This is a genomic window from Corynebacterium sp. H113, assembly GCF_037572315.1.
In the GTDB taxonomy this organism is placed as follows: domain Bacteria; phylum Actinomycetota; class Actinomycetes; order Mycobacteriales; family Mycobacteriaceae; genus Corynebacterium.
In genome coordinates, this window is sequence record NZ_JBBHKZ010000002.1 from 184,294 (window position 1) to 206,667 (window position 22,374).

Sequence of the window (22,374 nt, forward strand, 5' to 3'; positions counted from 1 at the left end):
TCTCAGTCCGAACGATGTTCTCACTTTGACGCATACTGCGGAATTCTGCGAGTTGAGAGGATCCTGCCCCTGACCTATGGTTGGCACCAAATACGGGGGATTACCAGGTTGGGGGACCTATTTCCATGGCTGTTGCCAGCAGATTTATCGATTCTCGGGCAGAACGTGCAACCGGACCACAGGCTCCACAGGAAGCCATTGTGCCCGATGCGCCACCCGAAGTTCCAGAGCCGAAGCCGACGTCGCTGCTCCGCCTACTTTTGCCAGTCGTCATGGTCGTTGCAGTCATAGGCATGATCGCGCTGATGGTGACAGCAGGCGCCACCCGCAATCCGTTGACCTTCATGTTTCCACTAATGATGGTCATGTCCATGATCGGCATGGTGACGAGTGGAAACAGTCCTGCAAAAGATATGGGACCCATACGGAGGGACTACCAACGCCACTTGGCAGGCATTCGCCGGGCAGTGGAAACGAGCATGCGCGAGCAGAACACGCACGCAGAGTTTCATCATCCGGACCCAGATGATGTGTGGGCGATCGTCGGCACGCATCGAATGTGGGAGCGACGACCGGGCGATCCAGATTTCGGTGCCATTCGAATTGGGCGAGGAGCACAGAGGCCAGCGGCTGGGGTAGGGATGCCTGACGTTGTAGCGCCCGAGAAACTCGATCCAGTATCGGCTATTTCGCTACGTCAGGTTGTGCGCGCCGGGCGAGTGGTTCCACATGTCCCTGTCGCCGTGCATGTCCGTAGTTTTCCAGTCATCGCCGTGGGTGGGTCCGTTGATTCTGCTCGCGGACTAGTGCGCGCAATGGTGGCTCAACTCGCTGCTTTTCACCATCCGAATGACTTCTGCGTGACGACGGTATCGCCTGGGCAGCATCGTCGTCACGCACCATTAGGCCGAGATTCTGAAGGAGGTCGGGAGCAGTGGGAATGGTTGAAGTGGCTGCCGCATGTTGTGCCGTGGGAGGAGTCTGATCGGAGCAGTGCGGAACACCGACTGGTAATCGTCGATGTTGCCGCAGTCAATGACGCGAAAGACCAACTTGCTGAACTGTCAAGGACAATGCACACGGCGGATTCGCAATCGATAGCCACCACAATAATCATGGTGACCAGTGGCGATGCAGATTGTGAGCAGTGGGCATTGGCGGAGGGGCTGCTGCTGGAGTGCGAGGGCACACCAGTCGACCTATACGCAGTCACTGGGGCTGGGCGCGAGCGTATCGCCCAAGCTGATTTCCTCGGCCCTTCGGCAGCTGAAGCACTCGCCCGGAGAATGGCGGGTTATGCCATCCCAGTGGGAAACCAACAAGAAACTGCGACTGGAGATCCAGTTCTCGCTGAGCTGGGCATCGACCCACCTGCCACTCGCATCGAGTACTCCGAGCACGTAGGAAAGGAGCGGCTGCGGATCCCCATCGGCACGCGTGATGACGGACAGGTCGTGTATCTCGATCTGAAAGAAGCGGCGGAAGGAGGCGTTGGGCCACACGGACTGTGTATTGGTGCGACAGGTAGCGGAAAATCGGAGGCGCTGAAGGGCATCGTAACGGCGCTGGCTGCAACTCATGGTCCAGAGCAATTGAATCTAGTGCTTGTAGATTTCAAGGGCGGTGCGACGTTTCTTGGGCTGGAGACTTTGCCTCATGTGGCGGCGTTGATTACAAATCTCCAGGACGAGATCGTGTTGGTCGACAGGATGCAAGACGCCATTCGGGGTGAGATGCTGCGTCGCCAGGAGCTGTTGAGAGCAGCCGGTAAGTTTGCAGGTGTCGCTGAGTATGAAGAAGCTCGTCGCAGTGGCCGGACCGACTTAGAGCCCATACCGGCACTGGTAATTGTGGTCGATGAGTTTTCCGAGTTGCTTGGTCAGCGGCCAGAATTCGCCGATCTATTCGTGGCAGTTGGCAGGCTCGGACGTAGTTTGCATATGCACTTGCTGTTGGCATCGCAGCGCTTGGAGGAAGGGCGTTTACGTGGGCTGGATAGCCATCTGTCGTATCGCATTGGGCTGAAGACGTTTTCTGCAGCGGAATCTCGAAGCATTCTGGGTGTGCCCGATGCGTATCATCTCCCCGCTATTCCTGGCACTGGATATCTCAAGACATCATCAAGTGATCCGGTGCGATTTCGCGCAACGTATGTGTCTGGGCCAGTAACGCATCGCACGAGTCCTCTCCACAACGAACAAACCGAGTTATCAGCTTTGAGCAGGGCAGAGTCAGCTGTACCTATGGTTCGTTTGTTCGATATGGCATCGGTACTAGAACCTTCTATTGAAGACAGATCTCAGTCGTTGACTGCACCGGGCATTTCTTTGACTAGTAGTGGTGAGAGGACGGATAACTCGACCACTTTGGATGCGGTGGTCAAGGCACTTAAGCATCATCCGCGTACGGCGCACCAAATCTGGCTGCCGCCATTGCCGGCAACGATTCCGTTCGCTGCGATCGCAGACTCAACGGTTGATGAATTGGTTGCGACCGTTGGCATTATTGATCGTCCGGCCGAGCAAAAACAGGATCCGTATGTTGTCGATCTGCGTAGCACGGGAGGTCATTGCGCAATTGTTGGAGCACCTCGATCGGGAAAGACCACGGCTGCACGCACTGTTGTCCTTGGTTTGGCGCTGTCGACACCGTCGACACGCTTACAGTTTCATGTCATTGATTTCGGTGCGGGCGGGCTCGCTGATTTGAGGAGTCTTCCTCATACCGCGTCGGTGGCGCATCGAGGCGACCACGAGCAGCTACGGCGGACTATTGGCCATGTTGCTGGAGAAATCAGTCGACGGGAAGCACTCTATCGTGCCTCGGGATGGCATTCAGTAGCAGCAGCGAGAGCATCCGGGATGCCTGATGTTGTTGTATTGATCGACGGATGGCCGGCATTTCGAACTGAACATATGGACCTGGCTGACACGGTGCAGACCATCATTTCCGAGGGACTTGCAGTAGGTATTCACGTCATCGTTACCGCGCACCGATGGACTGAGCTGAGGCCTGCTGTTCGCGACCTCATCGGCACGCGCATTGAGTTGCGGCAAGCCGAAGCCATCGACTCGGTAGTGGACCGAAAAGCTGCGAAGCTGGTCCCAGAAGCACCGGGACGAGGAATTGTGAAAGTGGCGAATAATTCATGCGGAATGCTCATCGCTGAATCAATACCCATGGATACTCGTGCGGTCATTGAGGCATGTACTAGCCGGGGCGATGTTGCTACGGCTCCGCTGGAGCTCTTACCAACGTCGCTCTCGATGGGGGAGTTGTGCTCCCGCTATCCGGATGTGTCTCCATGCAATCGTTTCAACGGTGCGGGTTCGAACCGGACCATGCCGACATCATTTGCTATTGGTCTGGATGAAGAAAACCTGGAACCTGTTTTGTTTGACTGGGAAACAGATCGGCATCTCATTTTGTTGGGGTCGACAGGATGTGGACGCACGACCACGCTACAAACGGTCATGGACGGGATTCTCGCCACCTCCGGCGACTCGAAATGTGTCGTGCTCGATTACCGTCGAGGACTGTTGGAGAGCGTAGCGGAGGACCGATTAGCGGGATATGCGGGTTCGTCGGCGGTAGCCACTCCCATGATTGAAGAACTCGCCGGAGTTCTGAAGACACGGCTACCAGGACCCGAAGTGACTCCTTCGCAGCTGAAGGCGCGAGATTGGTGGACCGGTCCTCGAATTGCTGTTGTTGTCGACGATTATGACTTGGTGGTGACGTCGAGAAGCAATCCCTTATTGCCCCTCGCCGAACTGATTCCGCATGCGTCAGACATTGGGTTGCAACTCGTCCTTGCCCGCCGGATCGGTGGAGCGACGCGCGCTCTTCATGATCCGGTGATGGGTGCAGCGAAAGACAACGGCGCGACAGCTTTTGTGATGGACGGTACGCGCGAAGACGGGCCGATCCTCGGGGTAACTCCCAGAGCCCAGCCACCCGGGCGCGGTTCGTGGGTACGGCATGGAGCGAAGCCTCGCGTCATTCAGATCGCCACTATTGACGAAAGTCCAGGTAAGCAGAAATGACTACCGCGATAGCTCACAATGTTCTACAACTGTGGGGCCCAGGTGCGCCACCACCGGCAGAATGGGCGAGAGTAGTTGCGAGGCGGCTCGAAGAACAAGGTGTTGCGCCTTCCGTTGCTGTGGCGCCGAGTTACTGGGGGCACACAAGGAAGAGCATTCTCAGTGACATCTTGTCGGCGCGTTGCGCTGGCACAGCAGATGTTCGGATTGTTGATTTAGGCGAAACGCTTCTAGCGATGGAGCCACCTCGTGTACCTCACACCGTGCTTGTCGAGGTTGAACGAACCCGTCTCTGCGTCAGTCACATCGATTACGAAGAACGCATCATCTCCGCAATTCTCACTGACCGCGCCAGCGCTTCGACTCCGGAGCTTCTCACCGAGCTCACCATCGCTCTCGGAGCTCAGCTTTGCGACGTCCCACTGCATCTCAACCTTCGTAATCCGGCAGAAGAATTCTGTGACATCAGTTCGATGGAGTTCATTGTTGCCGAGGGAAATGGCAGCCCGCTGGTTGCTGATCTTCGACGCCGAGGTGCCTTGGCATACCCGGTGCCGAGCAGTGAGGTGATGGCAAAAGCAGGTGAACTCGAACAATATGCCAACGCCGAGCAGGCTGGGGTTATCGAAACTGCGGACAACGCGGACAACGCGGATTCCGCGGAATCGGTGGAAATCACTAGAGCCACAGTTGGCTATGAAACAGTAGGTGAGAAACTTTCCGAGTCGGAACCTGGCCAAAATGAGCCCAGAAGTGTGGAACGTCGCATCTTGGCTGGTGTCGGAGTAGTAGCTGGCATTATGGCTATGGTCGCTGCGGTTGGCATTATCTTTGCATCACCTCGACCTGATCAGCCTGATCTTCAAGCTTCGCACCATGAGGCGCGTGTTGATTCGCCGCTGCAGCGACAGGAAATGCCGACGCAGTCTCAGCCACTAGTCGAATCGCACTCGCAACCGCCGGGCCATCAGTCTTCGCAGCACCCGAGTACTAACAGTTCCCAAACGCCCGAGCCTGTTAACGAAATCATGCTCGAAGGCGCTGGAGTTCGAGCGCTTTTTCCAACTGGTTGGAGAATCGACTCGACTGTTGACGGCCGTTTGATTGCGGTTAGCGGTGGCCCTATGCGCGTGCTTATTACCGCTGGTGATGTTGCTCCTAGCGTCACTCTTGACGACGTAGCAGTCGGGCTACGTGACCATGCGTTGACCGATTCGACGGTGCGGGCAGTGGAGTCGACGGTGGTGAAGGATGTCGACGTCGTGACGCATCAGGAGTGGCCTGCAGATGGGGCGGTGGTGGTGTGGCATCACCGCCTTATGAAAGGGAAACAAGTATCTGTCGGTTGCCAGTTCCGAGATCCGGCAATTCCTGAGCTGCGTCCGACGTGTGATCGGGTAGTCGAAACGGTTGGAGTCTTGTGATCAATGACAGGAAGGAAGTGGCAACACGGGACGAAAGTGTGGAACCGAACGGGGCGGTTCCGCGTCAGTATGGGTGACAGCAAATGAAAGTCGCTTTTGCGAGTTTGAAGCTGTGACATACGTATTCGTCGATTATTAAGGGGGAAAGCAATGGACGGTAGTGGCATTCTGTCAGCTGAAACATCTCAAATGAATGCAACTGCGGCGGATGTAGACGCGGTCAATGAGGAAGTCGGTGGCCAGCTGGCTCGATTGAGGGGAATTGCAGAGGATCTTGGCGCGGATTGGCGGGGTAAAGCTAAGGCATCGTTCGATGACTTGATGGTGCGATGGGATGCTGCAGCATCGAATCTCTCCACAGCGTTAAGCGATATTGCAAACAACATTCGTGATAACTCACGGGGCTTTGATGAAGGCGAAGCCGCGGGAGCGGAGACAATGAATCGCATTGCTGCTCAGGGCGGCGGGATGTTGAACCTGTAGATCCGGGCAAGGACGTTGCAGCTCTAATACATAATCTTTTGGTTGAGCGCTAAGCACAGCTCAGTTCATCGAACAATAGGGGGATTTGACGATGGATCACATTCATTACGGATTCGGTGGCATTGCTACCGCTGCGGATGATATCCGAACTACATCAACGAGCATCGGTACCTTGCTCAGTGACTTGAAGGCTCGAATCGAGCCAATGGTTGCCACATGGGATGGTGATTCGGCAGAGGCTTACCAGGCATCCCAGAAGCAGTGGGATGATGCAGCTGCAGAATTGAACACGATTCTAGAGACGATTGCTAGCGCAGTTTCTGAAGGTGGTGCCACGATGTCGGACATCAACCGTCGTGCAGCTGCAAGCTGGGGTGGCTAGAAAGAAAGCCAGCGACTGAACGGCAATTAGCCATGGAAGATTGCCATGGAAGAAGTAATGAAAGAGGCGCAGGGGAGTCGCTGCCATATACGCAGTATCCCCGGCGCCCTTTTGCGTCCTGGGTGCTATGTCGGCAGTTTTGTTATGGCGGGTCTGGCCAGTAAGATATTCAACTTGTGTGTGCGGACGTGATGTAGAGGCACCGTCGTAAAGCGAAAGCAACGGCGAGAAACTACACCGCGAACCAACTGCCTCGGGTCCCCACCGGCCGCCGAGGGCGGACAGTTGTCGCACAAATTGGCTGGCAAAGTTTTAAACGGACCCGTAAGGAGTCATGTTGTCTACATTCCATCCGAAGGACGGTGACATCGAGCGCAAGTGGTACGTCATCGACGCTACCGATGTTGTGCTCGGCCGTCTGGCTACCCACTCGGCTGATCTGCTGCGCGGCAAGGGCAAGGCTTACTACGCCCCAAACGTTGACTGCGGCGATCACGTCATCATCATCAACGCTGATAAGGTACACGTCTCCTCTAACAAGCGGGACCGTGAAATGCGTTACCGTCACTCTGGTTTCCCAGGTGGCCTCAAGTCGATGACCCTGGGCCGCTCCCTCGAGCTGCACTCGGATCGCGTTGTCAAGGAAGCTATCGAAGGCATGATGCCGCACACCAAGCTGTCGCGTCAGTCTGTCAAGAAGCTCCACGTCTTCACCGGCGCAGAGCACCCATTCGCCGACAAGAAGCCTGAAACCTACGAGATCAAGGCGGTGGCACAGTGACCAACCCACAGGACACCAACGAAAACCAGAACGTAGAAGCTACCGAAGCTAGCTACGACGACGTTCAGGCTGCCGCTGCAGCTGCCACCGAAGAGCTCACCTCTTCCATCGGCGACGCAGTAGCAGAGGAAGCACCAGCTGAGGCAGAAGCACCAGCTGCGGCTCCAATCGTCCTGGACCGCCCAATCCAGACCGTCGGTCGTCGTAAGCGCGCAATCGCTCGCGTCACCGTCGTTCAGGGTACCGGCAAGATTGTCTGCAACGGCCGCGAACTCGAGGATTACTTCCCGAACAAGCTGCACCAGCAGGAAATCAAGGACCCACTGGTACTGCTCGAGCGTGAGAACCAGTTCGACATCAAGGCCAACATCAACGGTGGTGGCCCATCCGGTCAGGCTGGCGCAATGCGTTTGGCAATTGCTCGTGCACTGAACGAGTACAACCCAGAAGAGCGTGGCACCCTCAAGAAGGCTGGCTTCCTCACCCGTGACGCACGTGCGGTTGAGCGTAAGAAGGCTGGTCTCCACAAGGCACGTCGCGCACCTCAGTACTCCAAGCGCTAAAGACTGCTTACAGCAGTACAGCGGGATACCGCTGTACTGCTACACAGCATCACAGAACACCCCCACACTGCGGATTCTCGCAGGTGGGGGTGTTTTGTATGGCCGGGGATGCAAGCGGCCTGGAACGTCTTCTCGTGCTTTATGAGTCTTTTTGTGTTTTATGGGTTCCGTAGCGACCTATGACCGAGCCTGCAACAAAAACAGCCGAAATCGACCCGGAATTGTTGCCTACACGGTCATAGGTGAGAAAAAGCAGGTGGTGGCCAGCGCACAGCAGGTGGTGGCCACTGGGCAGCACCGGCGGTATACGACAGTCCCGACTGTTCCAGAGCGAACCGCTATCCGCTCACATATCCGCCCTATCCACCCACGTATTCGCGTAAGTACTGGCCAGTGATTGTCGTAGGCAAGGCAATTCCAAGACTGTCGGTCGCGGCAGCGAGGCCAGCCTCGCCACCCGGACTAGCCCCGCCACCCGGACCAGCACTGCCTGCAATCAACTGCGCCGGCGTCCCCTCAAATACGACTCGGCCACCATCATGGCCAGCGCCCGGCCCCATGTCGATGATCCAATCCGCATGCGCCATCACCGCCTGATGATGCTCAATAACCAGCACCGTCGCCCCCGAGTCCACCAACCGATCCAGCAACCCCAACAGCTTCCGAACATCAGACAAGTGCAACCCTGTTGTTGGCTCGTCAAGCACGAAGAACTTCGCATCTTTGGCACCCATCTGCGATGCCAACTTCAGACGCTGACGTTCACCGCCAGACAACGTCGGCAGCTGCTGTCCGAGAGTGAGGTAACCAAGGCCGACGTCGTCAAGCCGAAGCAGAATCTTGTGCGCGGCAGGAATCCGCGCATCCTTGCCCGCCTCGGATTCACCACCGAAAAACTCGCGAGCCTGCGCAACTGACATCTCCAGCACATCGGCAATGGTACGACCACCAAATGTGTACTCAAGGACCTCCGGTAAGAAGCGCTTGCCACCACAGTCATCGCAAGTATTAGCAATGGTGGACATGAAACCGAGCTCCGCATACACCACGCCGGCACCCTTACACGTCGGGCATGCACCCGCGGAATTCGGGCTAAACATTGCCGGCTTTACGCCATTGGCCTTGGCAAATGCCTTTCGGATTGGCTCCAACAGGCCGGTGTATGTCGCCGGATTAGAGCGCCGCGAACCCTTGATCGGAGTCTGATCCACATACGTCATGTCTGGATGCTTCGCGACGAGCTCGCCCACCAGCGACGACTTACCCGAACCAGCGACGCCAGTCAGAACAGTAAGAACCCCAGTAGGGAAGTCGACATCAACATTGTCGAGATTGTTGGCGGACGCTCCACGAAGTTCGAGCTTCCCAGTGGGGGAACGGAAGTCGCTCTTAATCTCGACTTTTTCGGAGAAACTACGGCCGGTGACGGTGTCCGCCTTGCGCAGCCCTGCGACATCGCCCTCATACATGATCTCGCCACCCCCAGTTCCCGCGAGTGGCCCAATATCGATGGCGTGATCAGCAATCGAAATCATTTCTGGCTTGTGCTCCACCACCAGCACGGTGTTGCCCTTATCGCGGAGCTGCAGCAAGAGCTGATTCATCTGCTGAATGTCATGCGGGTGGAGGCCGATGCTTGGTTCATCAAAGACGTACGTCACGTCAGTGAGCGCAGAGCCGAGATGCCGAACCATCTTCACACGCTGCGATTCACCACCTGACAGCGTGCCCACAGCACGCGACAGCGACAGATACCCGAGGCCAATGGTCACAAACGAGGCCATGATCTCTGACAACGATTCCAACACCGGTGCGACAGAGCTTGCCGTCGACTCGTCGCGAAGAGCATGCACCCACGCTGCCAAATCCGTCAGCTGCATCGCGTTGCAGTCCGCAATACTGCGTGGCACCCCATCCGCGCCCGTAATCCTCGACGTTCGAGCGCCCTCATTCAACCGAGTGCCACCACAATCTGGACACGGAGTGAAGACAACTGCCTTTTCGACGAACCTTCGGACATGTGGCTGCATCGCCTCGACGTCCTTGGTCAACATCGACTTTTGAATTTTGGGGATCAAACCCTCATACGTGACATTGATGCCGTCTGCCTTGATCTTCGTGGGCTCGCGATATAACAAGTCATCGAGCTCCTGCTGGGAGAACTTTCCGACGGGCTTGTCCATGTCGAAGAACCCAGAACCAGCGAAGATACGCCCGTACCAGCCGTCCATGGAATATCCAGGAACTTGGATGGAGCCGTCGGAGAGAGACAACGATTCGTCGTAAAGAGCGGTGAGATCGAAATCGGAGACAGTGCCACGTCCCTCACACCGGACGCACATGCCGCCGGTGACGCTGAACTCGCGGCGTTCGCGGGTGCCGTCTGCTTTCTTCATCGAACCGACTCCCGACGCGGATGCGACGTTGAAGGAGTAGGCCTTGGGGCCGCCGATATGCGGTGTTGCGAGGCGACTGAAGAGGATACGGAGGAGTGCGCCAGCATCGGTTGCGGTACCGACGGTCGAACGAGGATCGGCACCAAGCCTTTCCTGGTCGACGACAATGGCAGTGGTGAGGCCATCGAGGACATCGACATCAGGGCGTTGCTGCGATGGCATGAAACCTTGCACGAATGCGCTGTATGTTTCGTTGATCATGCGCTGAGACTCGGCAGCGATGGTGCCGAAGACAAGGGAGCTTTTGCCTGAGCCAGAGACGCCGGTGACAACAGTGAGTCGGCGCTTAGGGATATCTACATTGATGTTGCGGAGGTTATTCACGCGGGCGCCACGAACACGAATGGTGTTGTGGTTGTCAGCAGGATGCATAGTTCAGTTCTAGTCGAACTGACGGATTGGCGTTAGCAAGGTGCGCACCCGTGCGTTTCGATTGTGGGGGAGCGCCAAAAGTTACACCTTGTTAAATAACGTTCGTAAATATCCGTGCAGGTAGTAGAGTGTTGTTCTGTGTCTGCTTCGAATTCAAAACACCGTAAGCCCAAGTCGTCTGCTGGCGGCTCGGCATCGGCTCAGAAGAAGGCCCTGAAGGTAACTTCTGGGGTGCTCCTTGGCTTAGTCGCCGTGTTTTTTGCGGCTTTTGGCATTGACTACTTCGTGAACAAGGACAATGTTCCGCGTGGCGCAACTGTCGCCGGGGTTCAAATTGGCAACATGAGTTCGTCGGAAGCCCAAGCGAAGCTTGAGCAGGAGCTTGGGGCCTCCCTTGACCGCCCAGTGACGGTCACTGCTGGAAAGCAGAAGTCCACGGTGCAGCCAGCCGCTGCGGGGCTTTCCATCAACTGGGAAGAGACTGTCGATCAGGCAGGTAAGCAGTCGCTGAACCCGGTGACGTGGGTAAAGAGCTTCCTGTCGGAGCGTGAACTCGACTTGAAGAGCGATGTTGACCCTGGAAAGTTCAAAACAGAACTCGATCGTGTCCAGAACGAACTGACAATCAAGCCCGTGGACGGTCACGTCAATCTTGACGGAGGCACGGTCAATGCGGTCGACCCAATCATCGGACAGAACGTTGATTCGCAGCAGCTTCGCGACGAACTGACCATGCATTGGCTCCAGCCTGATGGAATCACCGTGGACACAACTGAGGCGCGTCCAAAGGTCGACGCAGCACAGGTCAAGGAAATGGCCGATGGACCTGCCGCACGTGCAGTCTCCGCGCCAATTGTGGCCAAGGGGCGCGACGGCATCGACGGAATTATTCCAGTAGAGCGGATGGCTGAGGTCGTTTCCTTCGAACCAAAGGATGGCAAGCTCGCTCCGAAGGTTAACTCGGAAGCTGCGGAGAAGATTCTCAACGAAAACCTCGCAGGTACCGAGGCCGAGATGCAGAACGCAGTCGTATCAGTTGTAGGGGGCGCAAAGTCTGTTACGCCTCACGTTGATGGTGTGACCATCGACTGGAAGAAGACCATGGCGGACTTCGAAAACCGCGTGATCGGTGATGCACCTCGAGACTTTGAAGCCGTATACATCGATGAGCCAGCCGAATACACGACGGAAGAAGCCGACCAGGCTCGCTTCGACCAGGTCATCGGCGAGTTCACGACCGGCGGTTTCTCCCCAGAATCTGGTGTGAATATCGCCTTGACCGCAAACATCGTCAACGGTGCATTTGTCGCGCCGGGCGAGACGTTCAGCCTGAATGGCTACACCGGTCCACGTGGTTCGGCGCAGGGCTTTGTGGAAAGTGGCATCATCTTGAACGGTCGCGCTGACAAGGCTGTTGGTGGTGGCATCAGCCAGTTTGCAACCACGCTGTATAACGCCGCGTACTTCGCCGGTATGGAAGATGTCGCGCATACTCCGCACAGCTACTACATCGATCGTTATCCAGCTGGCCGCGAAGCGACAGTGTACGAGGGTGCAATCGACCTGCAGTTTAAGAACACCTCGAAGACTCCTGTCATCATCGAAGCTTGGGTCGGCGACGGAACACTGACCGTGCGTTTGATGGGCACCAAGACTGTTGAAGTCGAGTCTGTTAATGGTGGCCGGTGGGGACATTCGTCCCCCGAGACTCTGCATATGAGCGGTGACAAGTGCATCGCTTCCAGCGGTACCGACGGCTTTACGACATCGGATACAAGGATCATCCGCGATTTGAATGGCTCAGAGATTTCTCGCGAGACCACGACAACCGTCTACGATCCGCAACCGATTGTTGTGTGTGGCTAACAGGCCTTTAACGCGCGGGGTAGGGGTACCTACCCCGCGCTCTTTGTAAGCAGTGGCAGAATAAGCCCTAGCTTTCATCCTCAATTGTCTTTTCGTCTACTCAGGAGTTAATCGCGAATATGGGCCGTCTCTTTGGAACTGATGGTGTTCGAGGTCTCGCTAATCAGGCTCTGACCGCACCGATGGCGTTGCGTTTGGGCGCTGCAGCCGCGACAGTGCTGACGCGCGATTCGAACCCTTCCAAGCGACGTCCGCTGGCGATCGTGGGGCGTGACCCCCGTGTCTCCGGCGAGATGCTGGCCGCAGCGCTGTCTGCCGGCATGGCGTCGCAGGGCGTCGATGTGCTTCGAGTTGGTGTCTTGCCAACTCCTGCTGTGGCATTCCTGACGGATGATTACGGCGCTGACATGGGTGTCATGATTTCCGCATCTCACAACCCAATGCCGGACAACGGCATCAAGTTCTTCTCGGCTGGGGGCAATAAGCTTGACGACGCCGTCGAAAAGGAAATCGAGCGAGCTTTGGAATCTGTGCCTGAGACCGGGCCGACCGGTACGGGTGTGGGACGAGTGATTGAGGAAGCTCCAGATGGGCTGGATCGCTACCTGTTCCACTTGTCCCGCGCAGTACCAAACACGTTGGATGGTCTGCGCGTAGTCGTGGACTGTGCGAATGGTGCAGCGTCGCAGGCGGCTCCGCTGGCGTATGCCGCTGCTGGCGCAGATGTGGTGTCGATTTTCAACACTCCAAATTCGTACAACATCAATGACAATTGTGGTTCTACGCATATCGATGTCGTGCGTAAGGCAGTCATTGAGCATGGCGCAGACTTGGGTCTTGCTCATGATGGTGATGCTGACCGCTGCTTGGCAGTTGACTCGGAAGGCAACGTTGTCGATGGTGACCAGATTATGGCCATCCTCGCGGTTGCTATGAAGGAAGACGGCCTGCTGCATCACAACACTCTCGTAGCAACGGTCATGAGTAACCTCGGCCTGAAGCTGGCGATGGAAGAGCAGGGCATCAAGCTGCGTACGACTAAGGTGGGCGACCGTTACGTACTCGCTGACCTCAACGCTGGTGGCTACTCGTTGGGTGGCGAGCAATCCGGCCACGTGGTTATCCCTGACCACGCAACAACTGGCGACGGCACGTTGACTGGCCTCTACCTGATGTCGCGGATGGCTCGTTCCGGCAAGACGCTGGCGGAGTTGGCATCGGTAATGAAGGTGCTGCCGCAGACGTTGATTAACGTTCCAGTGTCGGATAAGTCCATCATCATGAGCTCGGAAGAGGTCAAGGTCGCTATCGCTAGTGCCGAAGAGCGCCTGGGTAGCACGGGTCGCGTTCTGCTGCGACCATCGGGCACCGAGGAATTGTTCCGCGTGATGGTGGAAGCGGGAGATGCGGAAACTGCGCGCAAAATTGCTGGCGAACTGGCCGCAGTGGTTGCGTCGGTGTAACTCAGTTTTTCGCTGTGTGTCCTCGGCAACGTAAAGTCGAGATCTGAATACGTTTCCTACGAGTGTTCCCCGTGAGGTGCATCCATTATGACTGCGAGGTCCGATATGGCCCCGTCACATTCAGATGATCAGCGTCCGCTGACTGTCGCAGATGTCGAGTCGCGATTCGCCCCGGGTGAGGCCGACATTCAGGTCGAGGTTGTCGACGAGAACGGTCGCGTGTTGGGCACCGCTGGAAAGCTGGAGGCCCACCTGCCACCAGGTGTGCTGCACCGTGCGTTTTCGTTGTTCCTGTTTGATGATGAAGGTCGCATGCTGCTGCAGCGTCGTGCCGCTGCGAAGTACCATTCGCCTTTGCTGTTGACCAACGCAACGTGCTCGCATCCCCTGCCTGGAGAGCCTGTGGTGGATGCCGTTCGTCGTCGCGCGAAGGAAGAGCTGGGCGCGGACGTAGCTGACCTCGAAGAGCTCGGCATTGTCATCTATCAGGTCGAAGACGACCGCAGTGGTTTGTACGAACACGAGTACAACCATGTGTGTGTGGGGCGCGTCCTCGTGGACACCATTGATCTCAACCCTGATGAAGTAGACGAGATCGTGTTCGTAACCCCGGAGGAACTCGCTTCTCGACGAGCCGATGAGCCAATGACCCAGTGGTTCAACCATGTGTGGGGCATTGGTGCAGAAAAGTTTTCGAAGTTCGGTTTCGATATCGACAACGTACCGGGAATTCATGGTCCCGAAGAAGCTCAGCAGGCGGCTGCTGACACCGTGAAGAAGGTGGGCGAGTAATGACTAGCGTGGAAGACCCCTACGCGGACCTTCACGCTGACGATGACAGCGAGCTGGATACCGCGCAATGGTATGCACTAACCACTGAGCAAGGTTCGGCGATGGGCGAGGCTCATGCTAAAGCGATCTTGATGGGTGAGCATTCTGTGGTGTACGGTCGCCCCGCCATTGCGGTGCCTGTCACGACCTTGCGCACTGTCGCTCGCATTGATGCTGAGCCGGATTCGCCGATTCTTTTTGCACTGGATGGCGACATCATTTCGTTGGATGAGTTGCCGGAGCGGTACGCGTCGATAGGCAAAGCCACCCAAGTTGCGCTGAAGAAGTTTGGGCTGCCAGAGCGGGATATTTTGGTGCGTCTGCGTTCGGGTATTCCACCTGCTGCGGGACTCGGAGGGTCAGCTGCAGTTGCGCATGCAGTGATTGACGCGATTCGTGATTTCGCCGGTGGTGAACTCACTGATCGTGAGCGTTTCGAACTGGTTCAGGACGCTGAGCGAGTAGCTCATGGCAATCCATCTGGTCTGGATGCCACCGCCACGCGAGCTCCTGGTCCGGTCTACTTCAAACAGGGACAGTTTGAGCCGGTATCGGTTGGCCGCCGAATGTGGCTGATCATCGGTGACACCGGTGTTCGAGGTTCCACCTCGGATGCTGTTGCTCGGGTACGGGGATTCGTCGAGAGTCGGAAAGTGCGTGGCATCCAGCTTCTCGACGAGCTCGGGGCGCTTACCGAAGCATGCGTGAGGTACCTCGGAAAGGGCGATATTGCCCGCCTCGGTATCCGTATGAACCGTGCCCAAGATGCATTGGATGAGCTTGGTGTGGGCCATGAGGCCATCACTGAACTGGTTGCAGCTGCCCGCGTCGCTGGTGCTTCAGGCGCCAAACTCACTGGTGCTGGCTGTGGTGGCTGCGTTATCGCGTTGACGGATAGTGCAGGTCGGGCAGAGTTGATTCGTCACGCAATGATGGATGCCAATGCAGTGGCATCGTGGACTGTGGAGGTTTCCCCATCATGACAACCGCTGGTCGTGTCGCTGGCGCTGCAGACGCTGGCACAGCAACTGCAGTAGCGCATCCGAATATTGCGCTGATTAAATACTGGGGTAAGCGCGACGAAGCGCAGCAGTTGCCCGCCACGGGCAGTTTGTCGCTGACTCTTGGTATCGCGCCAACCACAACGACGGTAGAACTCGATGAGTCGTTGTCCGAGGACATTGGCACATTGAATGATGACGAGATGGTCGGCAAGGACTTGTCTCGCGTACAGAAGTTCTTGGAGCTCGTACGCGAGCGCGCAGGCGACAACTCGCTGCCATACGCGCGTGTGACCACCACGAATGAGATCCCGACCGGCGCCGGCTTGGCATCATCTGCTTCCGGTTTTGCAGCTTTGACGTTGGCTGCAACGGCAGCATACGGATTGGATCTGACTGAAGCTCAGTTGTCTGCGCTCGCGCGCCGTGGTTCTGGATCTGCTTGCCGCTCCATCTATGGAGGATTGGTTGAATGGCTGCCAGGCGAGGATGACGCATCCTCTCACGCCGTGCAGCTCCCGGAGTCAGGTCTGGAATTGGCATTGGTTGTTGCTGTGCTGAGCCCTGGACGTAAGAAGATTGACTCCCGAGCAGCCATGCGAAACACCGTGCAGTCATCCCCATTCTTCCCAGCGTGGGTCGAGAACGTTCCTGGCGAGATTGAGCAGATGAAGAAGGCTATCGCTGACGCAGATTTCACCGCTGTCGGCTCGTTGGCAGAGTCCAACGCGATGCGTATGCACGCAACGATGTTGGGCGCAGTGCCTCCAGTGCGTTACTGGAACGCTGATTCGGTTGCTGCTTTGGATCTCGTCGCAACGCTTCGCGATGAAGGCACCGAATGTTACGCCACAATGGATGCCGGCCCGAACGTGAAGATCATTTGTCGCCCAGCCGATGCAGACGCGATTGCCCAGCGGTTCCGCGCTGAGTTCGATGGCATTGACGTGCTTGTGTCTGGTCACGGCCCGGCTGCGAAGGTTGTGTCTTAATGGCAGTTTCCACCGCAACCGGTCGCGGTTGCGGCAAGCTTTACATCGTCGGAGAGTACGCGGTCATGGATCCGCAGGGACTTGCTGTTCTAGCGGGTGTTGATCGTTTCCTCACAGCAACCGTCACTCCTTCGCTTTTCGACGATCGCGGTCGCATCTACTCGTCCTATTACGGTGCAGATGGCCGTGAGTTTTTCTGCGCTAGCGATGGCAGGAAGGGAAGCTACGGTACTGATATTGCAGGACGCGCCATTGAGCTTGCTTATGGGATTATTGAGTCGCGAGGTGCGGTGGCGGAGGCCGTCGACATTCGTATTGACTCCGGCCTGGATGACTCCGTCACTGGCAAAAAGTATGGCCTTGGGTCCTCTGGCGCAGTTGCAGTTGCTGTCATTCGTGCTGTCACAGCAGCACACGGTGTGGAATTGTCAGCGCTAGAGGTTTTCAAGGCCGCGTACGTGGCGACAGTGCGCGCTGGAGCGAAAGGCTCTGCCGGGGACATTGCCTGCAGTAGTCACGGGGGAGTAGTGCTATACCGGCGCCCGGATGTCGATGTCGCACAGGAGCTTATCGACGCGGACCCCATTGGTGCTGTTTTCGCCAATTGGCCGGGATTGATTCTCGACAGCCGAGAGGACCTGGCAGGGCTGGACTTTCTTGTTGGATGGACTGGCACACCTGTGAAAACGGACGAGCAGCTGGCTGCTGCTGAGAAAGCAGCTCGAAATGCAGCTGATGCTACGTCCGCACACGACGAGAAGGTGCGGGAGTTTGTTGATGCGAGTGCGACCGTCGCAAAGAAGTTGTGGGAAGCCGCTCGTGTAGGTGACACGGAGCAAATCGAAGAGCAAATTCGATGCTCACGGAAACTGCTGGCGGGATATGCGGATCTCAAAGGTTTGCAGATTGAGACTCCATTGCTGGCGAGTTTGGCTGATATTGCGGCGCATAACGGTGCTGTGGGGAAGAGCTCGGGCGCAGGTGGCGGCGACTGCGGCATTGCGTTGGCAGGGACAGGCGCAGACACAGGCACAATTCTGGCTCAGTGGTGCGACGCTGGTATCGAACCACTTGCTTTGAGCATTGCACCACGGTTTTCAGGAACTGCGCTTGGTCAAATAAAGCCAGCCAGCGAAAACGCATAGACTCGAAGAAACTAACGACATTCCACGAATAACATTTAACGAACGACATTTAACGAACGACAAAGTGAGCGACATTATGACTGAGAACACCAAGCACCCACAGGAATACGCCCACATTCCACTGAGCTGGATCGGGCCAGTGAAGATCAGTGGCAACGTCATGAACGACGAGGTGAAGATTCCACTGGCGACGTACGAGACGCCACTGTGGCCTTCGTGCGGTCGTGGTGCCAAGGTGTCGCGCATGATCGATACTGGTATCACCTGCACCTTTGTTAGCGAAAAGATGACGCGTTCCGTGATCTTCGAGCTCGCAACCGCAGCGGATGCGGTTGTCGCTCGTGACCAGATTCTTGGCCGTATGGATGAGATGAAGCAGGTCGTGGAATCGTCGAGCCGTTTCGCCAAGCTCATTGACGTGCATTCACAGATCGCAGGTCGCATCCTGATTATTCGCTTCGACTACCTGTCTGGCGATGCTTCTGGACATAACATGGCCACCCTCGCTTCCGAGCGGTTGATGACCTATCTGATGAAGGAAATGCCAGAGCTCGGCTACGGCTCCATTTCTGGCAACTTCTGCACTGATAAGAAGACGTCGGCAGTCAACGGCATTCTTGGTCGTGGCAAGTACATCATCGCTGAGGCAGTAATTCCGGAGCCTGTCGTCCGTGAACGTCTTCGCACCACTGCCAAGGAGTTGGCAACCCTCAACGAGCGCAAGAATCTAATCGGCTCGATCATGGCGGGTTCGCTTCGTTCGGCCAATGCTCACTACGCAAACATGCTTCTTGGTTTCTACCTCGCCACAGGCCAGGATGCTGCGAACATCGTGGAGGGATCTCAGGGTGTCACGCAGGTCGAAGCACTTGACGACGGATCCGTGCGTTTCACTTGTACTCTCCCTAACCTCATCGTCGGTTCTGTTGGCAATGGTAAGGGCCTCGATTTCGTAGAGGAAAACCTGCGGCAGCTTGGTTGCAAGGAAGATCGTGAGCCGGGCGAGAATGCTCGTCGACTTGCTGCATGCTGTGCTGCCATCGTTTGGTGTGGCGAGCTATCACTTCTTGCAGCTCAGACGAATCCAGGCGAGCTGATGGAAACTCACGTCAGCATTGAGCGTGCTGCCAAGTAACAAAAGTTAACGCAAACGGAAGAGGCGCTACGTTACTGAGCCATGTAGACACTTGGCATGGGCTCAGCTAATACCGAATCTGGCACTTAGCTGCTTCACAGGCGAAAGCGCTATTGTCGAAGTTTCGTGGTCCGAATTTTGCAAAGTTTGGCACAACGAGTACAACAAAAATTAACCTAACAGGGTATGGCTTTTCACCATTATTGCCCCTAGGCGTATTGTCCATTAGAAATACGGATTTATCTCCTAGAGCCCACCCCTAGAATCGAGCTTGGATTTTCAACATGACTGATCTTCATGCAGGAACCCCTGTCGGAATCGACGACATCGCATTCGCGACTGGTTCCTACCGCATCGATTTGGCAGAAATTGCGCCTCGACTTGGCGCAGAGCCAGCGAAGTACCACAAGGGCCTTGGCCAGGAACAGATGAGCGTTGTGGCTGCGGATGAAGACCCAGTCACTATGGCGGCTGCAGCTGCGAAGAAGATTGTCGATCGTGCCGGTGTCGAGGGAATTCGTACCTTGATGTTTGCTACCGAGACGAGCATCGACCAGTCCAAGTCGGCAGGTGTGTATGTGCACGAACTGATCGGCTTGCCAGCGACTGTGCGTACCGTCGAAATGAAGCAGGCTTGCTACTCCGCAACCGCCGCTTTGCAGTTCGCTTCGGCCTTGGTTGCGCGCAACCCAGAAGAGAAAGTTCTGGTCGTTGCAGCTGATATCGCTCGCTATGACTTAAATTCTGCTGCAGAGCCAACCCAGGGCGCAGGCGCAGTCGCCATGTTGGTGACCGCTAATCCAAAGATTTTGGCTTTGGATGTTGCATCGGGTGTATTCACCAAGGACGTAATGGATTTCTGGCGTCCAAACTACCGCGACCAGGCACTGGTCGAGGGCAAGTTGTCTATCAGCGCTTACATTGACGCAGTCGAGGGCGCGTACCAGGACTACATCAGCCGTGGCGGCACGAACTTCGCTGAGATTGATCGTTTCTGCTACCACCAGCCATTTACCAAGATGGCGTACAAGGCGCATCGCATGATTGCGGAGCGCCTGGGCATCGAGCTTTCCGACGAGCGCGTGACCGAGCAGTTGCACCCATCGACTGTGTACAACCGCCGTATTGGCAATAGTTACACGGCATCGTCGTACATGGGTCTGCTGAGTCTGCTGGACACTGAGGCTGGTTTGGCTGGCAAGCGAGTCGCCATCGGTTCTTACGGATCTGGTTGTGTGGCAGAGTTCCTGACCGGCACTGTGGTGGAAGGCTACGAGTCCCAGCTTCGCGCTGAGGAGAACGCCAAGGTTTTGGATGACCGCATTGTTCTGGAAGACGCTCAGTACTTGGAGATCCAGAAGCGTGCTCCTGAAAACTTGGGCAACTACTCCAATATTGGTGAGGGCCTTGCCAAGGGCACCGGTCCATTCAGCTGGACTGGCGTGGACGATCACAAGCGCATGTACGCAGCTAACTAATTGACGTACAAAGCAACAAGGGGAGGGACAGCCACAGGCTGTCCCTCCCTTTGCGTGGGGTACGGCTAGAACAATCCCGCTTCCCTCAGGAATGTCTCTCCGTCATCAAGCCCCTTGAGATCGTAGGTATTCACCATGACGCCAGTGGTGGAGTTGGCGTAGTACATGGTGTAGCGTTCGCCGATCGAGCTCGGTCCGCTCAGGTGCGCAGACGCGGTGCCGTCTGGGCTGACTCGAATCTCGTTGTTCGGGGACAACGAATCGTTGTGCCAGTTTTCCTTGATGCGCAGGAACTCGGTGCCTGCCTCGACATCATCGACGGAAATCATGACGCTTGCATACTCACTATCAAACAAGCCAGCAGAACCTGCCTCCTGCTTGACATTGCAACGCAGCTGCAGGTTTCCACCTTGGGTCTGACCTGTGATCTCGCAGTCCTTGAGCTTCGATGATAGTTCTTCCGGAACTGCCGCCAGAACGCCGTCAACCGTCTTCAGATCATCAACCTTTGGAGCTTCTGATGTTGGTGCAGCCGTGGTGGTGTCCTCACCGCCCTCATTGCCTGCAGGCGTATCGTCACCGCCAAACGCACCCATTGCGTAGGCGACGCCTGCAAACAGCACAATGACACCAACGACCGCTCCCGCGATGAGTGGCAGCTTCGAGCCACCCTTCTTCGTGGCGGATTCGCTTGACGACGACGTCGGCACGCTAAATCCGGGGCGGGTGGTGTCCGGAGTGGTAGGGGCGGGGTCATTGTTGAAGCTACCAGCGGAGTATGGGCTATTTCCGTACGAAGACGTGCCCCAACCCTCGTTTGTCGACTGCTGAGCATGCTGCTGCGCGCCGAGACCACGAACAATTGGAGCAGCCGCAGATAGCGCGCCCTGTGCGACGACGGTCTTCGGATCATCGAGCGTTGCGACGGGACCAAGGGCCTTCAAGCTCTCATGTACCAGCGGAATTCGAGAGGAACCGCCAGTCAGGTACAGAGCCTCCAGATCCTCTGGGCCATTGATGCGGGCATCGGCCAAGGTTGCGCGAGTGAGCTGCAACGCCTTATCCAGACCTGGCTGGATCAGTTCCTCGAACTCGTCGCGAGTGAGCTGGAATCGCTCAGTCATTCCGCCACCGGTGACGCTAATGGTCGCCGATGCAGCTTCTGACAGCAGCTCTTTTGCACGTCGGATGCTGTCTTCGAGAGCGTGCTTTTCGTACAGCGGAGCCTGAATGCGCATGTAGCGGAGTAATTCCGGATTGCGTTCGTTCAACTGCTGATCAATCCAGCGTCGGATCAGCGCATCGAAATTCTTTCCACCCAAGGTGTTATCACCGCGGGCAGCGACGACGTCGAAAGTATCTTGGTCGTTTGCCTCGAGGACAGCGACATCGAGGGTGCCACCACCGAAGTCGAAGACAGCGATTTTCGATCCGGGAGCAAGAGCGCGAGCCTTGGAGTAATAGTGTGCAGCAGCGCGGGGCTCTGACACAGTTTGGATCTTTGATGGGTCAAGACCAAGCTTTGACGCTGCGTCGAGAAGCACCTGGATCTCTTGTGGGGACCATGCCTCCGGGTGCGTCAAAACCAACTCGGAAGGATCAACGTTGCCATGCTCCTTCTTCGCGCGTGCCAAGACGGACTGCAAAACAGCGGCAACAGGGACGGACGCAGGGAGGTCGTAGCCGTTGACGTTGATCATCTGCTGCGCGATGACTCGCTTCGGGGCCGGAACAAAGCCAGCAGGATTCTCTTCCGCCTTGTTGATAGCAACGTCACCAACATCGATCTGGTCAGGTGATTCAACGTAGACCGATGACGACATGGTCGTGCGGTTGTGACTCAAATTGATGGTTTCAATCGAGTCCTTAATAGGGCCTGTGTGAGCCGCGGCCGTATTTGACGTGCCGAAGTCAATGCCCAGTGTCCAATCCCGCATAGTGAGGTGATCTTCCTTG

At 56.5% G+C, this 22,374-nt stretch carries 16 protein-coding genes; 14 read left to right on the top strand and 2 right to left on the bottom strand.

The window, feature by feature from the left end; genetic code table 11:
- Positions 1-125 precede the first annotated feature (125 nt).
- The 6 genes from eccCa to rpsI all read left to right on the top strand — a co-directional run bounded on the left by eccCa (position 126) and on the right by rpsI (position 7,679).
- Positions 126-4,046 (top strand): type VII secretion protein EccCa, encoded by a 3,921-nt coding sequence (gene eccCa, locus WG938_RS02135; protein WP_339977071.1) that lies wholly within the window; start codon positions 126-128, stop codon positions 4,044-4,046.
- A gap of 236 nt (positions 4,047-4,282) precedes the next feature.
- Complete coding sequence (locus WG938_RS02140; protein WP_339977073.1) at positions 4,283-5,470, top strand: type VII secretion-associated protein; 1,188 nt, start codon at positions 4,283-4,285, stop codon at positions 5,468-5,470.
- A gap of 150 nt (positions 5,471-5,620) precedes the next feature.
- Entirely contained in the window at positions 5,621-5,953 is a 333-nt protein-coding gene (locus WG938_RS02145; protein ID WP_339977075.1) for a WXG100 family type VII secretion target, read from the top strand.
- Positions 5,954-6,044: 91 nt separating this feature from the next.
- Positions 6,045-6,335 carry a WXG100 family type VII secretion target gene (locus tag WG938_RS02150; RefSeq protein ID WP_339977077.1) on the top strand — a complete coding sequence of 97 codons (291 nt, stop codon included), beginning with the start codon at positions 6,045-6,047 and terminating at the stop codon, positions 6,333-6,335.
- Positions 6,336-6,672: 337 nt separating this feature from the next.
- Positions 6,673-7,116, top strand: coding sequence for a 50S ribosomal protein L13 (gene rplM / locus WG938_RS02155; RefSeq protein WP_339978734.1), 444 nt, complete (start codon positions 6,673-6,675; stop codon positions 7,114-7,116).
- Positions 7,113-7,679 (top strand): 30S ribosomal protein S9, encoded by a 567-nt coding sequence (gene rpsI, locus WG938_RS02160; RefSeq protein ID WP_339977079.1) that lies wholly within the window; start codon positions 7,113-7,115, stop codon positions 7,677-7,679. The genes rplM and rpsI overlap by 4 nt, the downstream gene beginning before the upstream one ends.
- A 359-nt stretch (positions 7,680-8,038) precedes the next feature.
- Here the strand turns inward: rpsI and WG938_RS02165 are convergent, their stop codons facing one another.
- A complete protein-coding gene (locus WG938_RS02165; protein ID WP_339977081.1) occupies positions 8,039-10,507 on the bottom strand; it encodes an excinuclease ABC subunit UvrA in 2,469 nt (822 codons plus the stop codon).
- A gap of 138 nt (positions 10,508-10,645) precedes the next feature.
- Between WG938_RS02165 and WG938_RS02170 the strand changes: the two genes are divergently transcribed.
- The 8 genes from WG938_RS02170 to WG938_RS02205 all read left to right on the top strand — a co-directional run bounded on the left by WG938_RS02170 (position 10,646) and on the right by WG938_RS02205 (position 20,418).
- Positions 10,646-12,373 carry a VanW family protein gene (locus WG938_RS02170; RefSeq protein ID WP_445292875.1) on the top strand — a complete coding sequence of 576 codons (1,728 nt, stop codon included), beginning with the start codon at positions 10,646-10,648 and terminating at the stop codon, positions 12,371-12,373.
- Between the two features lie 119 nt (positions 12,374-12,492).
- On the top strand, positions 12,493-13,836 hold the full coding sequence (gene glmM, locus WG938_RS02175; RefSeq protein WP_339977083.1) for a phosphoglucosamine mutase: 1,344 nt from the start codon (positions 12,493-12,495) through the stop codon (positions 13,834-13,836).
- 87 nt (positions 13,837-13,923) lie between these two features.
- Positions 13,924-14,628, top strand: coding sequence for an isopentenyl-diphosphate Delta-isomerase (gene idi / locus WG938_RS02180; RefSeq protein ID WP_339977085.1), 705 nt, complete (start codon positions 13,924-13,926; stop codon positions 14,626-14,628).
- The gene (mvk, locus tag WG938_RS02185) at positions 14,628-15,650 is read left to right on the top strand and encodes a mevalonate kinase (protein ID WP_339977087.1); all 1,023 of its coding nucleotides are present in this window, start codon (positions 14,628-14,630) and stop codon (positions 15,648-15,650) included. The genes idi and mvk overlap by 1 nt, the downstream gene beginning before the upstream one ends.
- Positions 15,647-16,660 (top strand): diphosphomevalonate decarboxylase, encoded by a 1,014-nt coding sequence (gene mvaD, locus WG938_RS02190; RefSeq protein WP_339977088.1) that lies wholly within the window; start codon positions 15,647-15,649, stop codon positions 16,658-16,660. The genes mvk and mvaD overlap by 4 nt, the downstream gene beginning before the upstream one ends.
- Entirely contained in the window at positions 16,660-17,805 is a 1,146-nt protein-coding gene (locus WG938_RS02195) for a phosphomevalonate kinase (RefSeq protein ID WP_339977090.1), read from the top strand. The genes mvaD and WG938_RS02195 overlap by 1 nt, the downstream gene beginning before the upstream one ends.
- Before the next feature lie 28 nt (positions 17,806-17,833).
- Entirely contained in the window at positions 17,834-18,940 is a 1,107-nt protein-coding gene (locus tag WG938_RS02200) for a hydroxymethylglutaryl-CoA reductase (protein ID WP_339978738.1), read from the top strand.
- A 284-nt stretch (positions 18,941-19,224) separates the two neighbouring features.
- Complete coding sequence (locus tag WG938_RS02205) at positions 19,225-20,418, top strand: hydroxymethylglutaryl-CoA synthase (RefSeq protein WP_339977092.1); 1,194 nt, start codon at positions 19,225-19,227, stop codon at positions 20,416-20,418.
- A gap of 65 nt (positions 20,419-20,483) precedes the next feature.
- Here WG938_RS02205 and WG938_RS02210 read toward each other — a convergent pair whose 3' ends face one another.
- Positions 20,484-22,355 (bottom strand): Hsp70 family protein, encoded by a 1,872-nt coding sequence (locus WG938_RS02210; RefSeq protein WP_339977094.1) that lies wholly within the window; start codon positions 22,353-22,355, stop codon positions 20,484-20,486.
- Between the last annotated feature and the right edge of the window lie 19 nt (positions 22,356-22,374).

What these genes read in the sequence shown, in the direction of transcription:
- WG938_RS02205 (WP_339977092.1), top strand. Translation starts at nt 19,225, where the DNA reads ATGACTGATCTTCATGCAGGAACCCCTGTCGGAATCGACGACATCGCA.
- WG938_RS02145 (WP_339977075.1), top strand. Translation starts at nt 5,621, where the DNA reads ATGGACGGTAGTGGCATTCTGTCAGCTGAAACATCTCAAATGAATGCA.
- mvaD (WP_339977088.1), top strand. Translation starts at nt 15,647, where the DNA reads ATGACAACCGCTGGTCGTGTCGCTGGCGCTGCAGACGCTGGCACAGCA.
- WG938_RS02140 (WP_339977073.1), top strand. Translation starts at nt 4,283, where the DNA reads ATGGAGCCACCTCGTGTACCTCACACCGTGCTTGTCGAGGTTGAACGA.
- WG938_RS02210 (WP_339977094.1), bottom strand. Translation starts at nt 22,355, where the DNA reads ATGCGGGATTGGACACTGGGCATTGACTTCGGCACGTCAAATACGGCC.
- WG938_RS02165 (WP_339977081.1), bottom strand. Translation starts at nt 10,507, where the DNA reads ATGCATCCTGCTGACAACCACAACACCATTCGTGTTCGTGGCGCCCGC.
- WG938_RS02195 (WP_339977090.1), top strand. Translation starts at nt 16,660, where the DNA reads ATGGCAGTTTCCACCGCAACCGGTCGCGGTTGCGGCAAGCTTTACATC.
- idi (WP_339977085.1), top strand. Translation starts at nt 13,924, where the DNA reads ATGACTGCGAGGTCCGATATGGCCCCGTCACATTCAGATGATCAGCGT.
- WG938_RS02150 (WP_339977077.1), top strand. Translation starts at nt 6,045, where the DNA reads ATGGATCACATTCATTACGGATTCGGTGGCATTGCTACCGCTGCGGAT.
- mvk (WP_339977087.1), top strand. Translation starts at nt 14,628, where the DNA reads ATGACTAGCGTGGAAGACCCCTACGCGGACCTTCACGCTGACGATGAC.
- eccCa (WP_339977071.1), top strand. Translation starts at nt 126, where the DNA reads ATGGCTGTTGCCAGCAGATTTATCGATTCTCGGGCAGAACGTGCAACC.
- glmM (WP_339977083.1), top strand. Translation starts at nt 12,493, where the DNA reads ATGGGCCGTCTCTTTGGAACTGATGGTGTTCGAGGTCTCGCTAATCAG.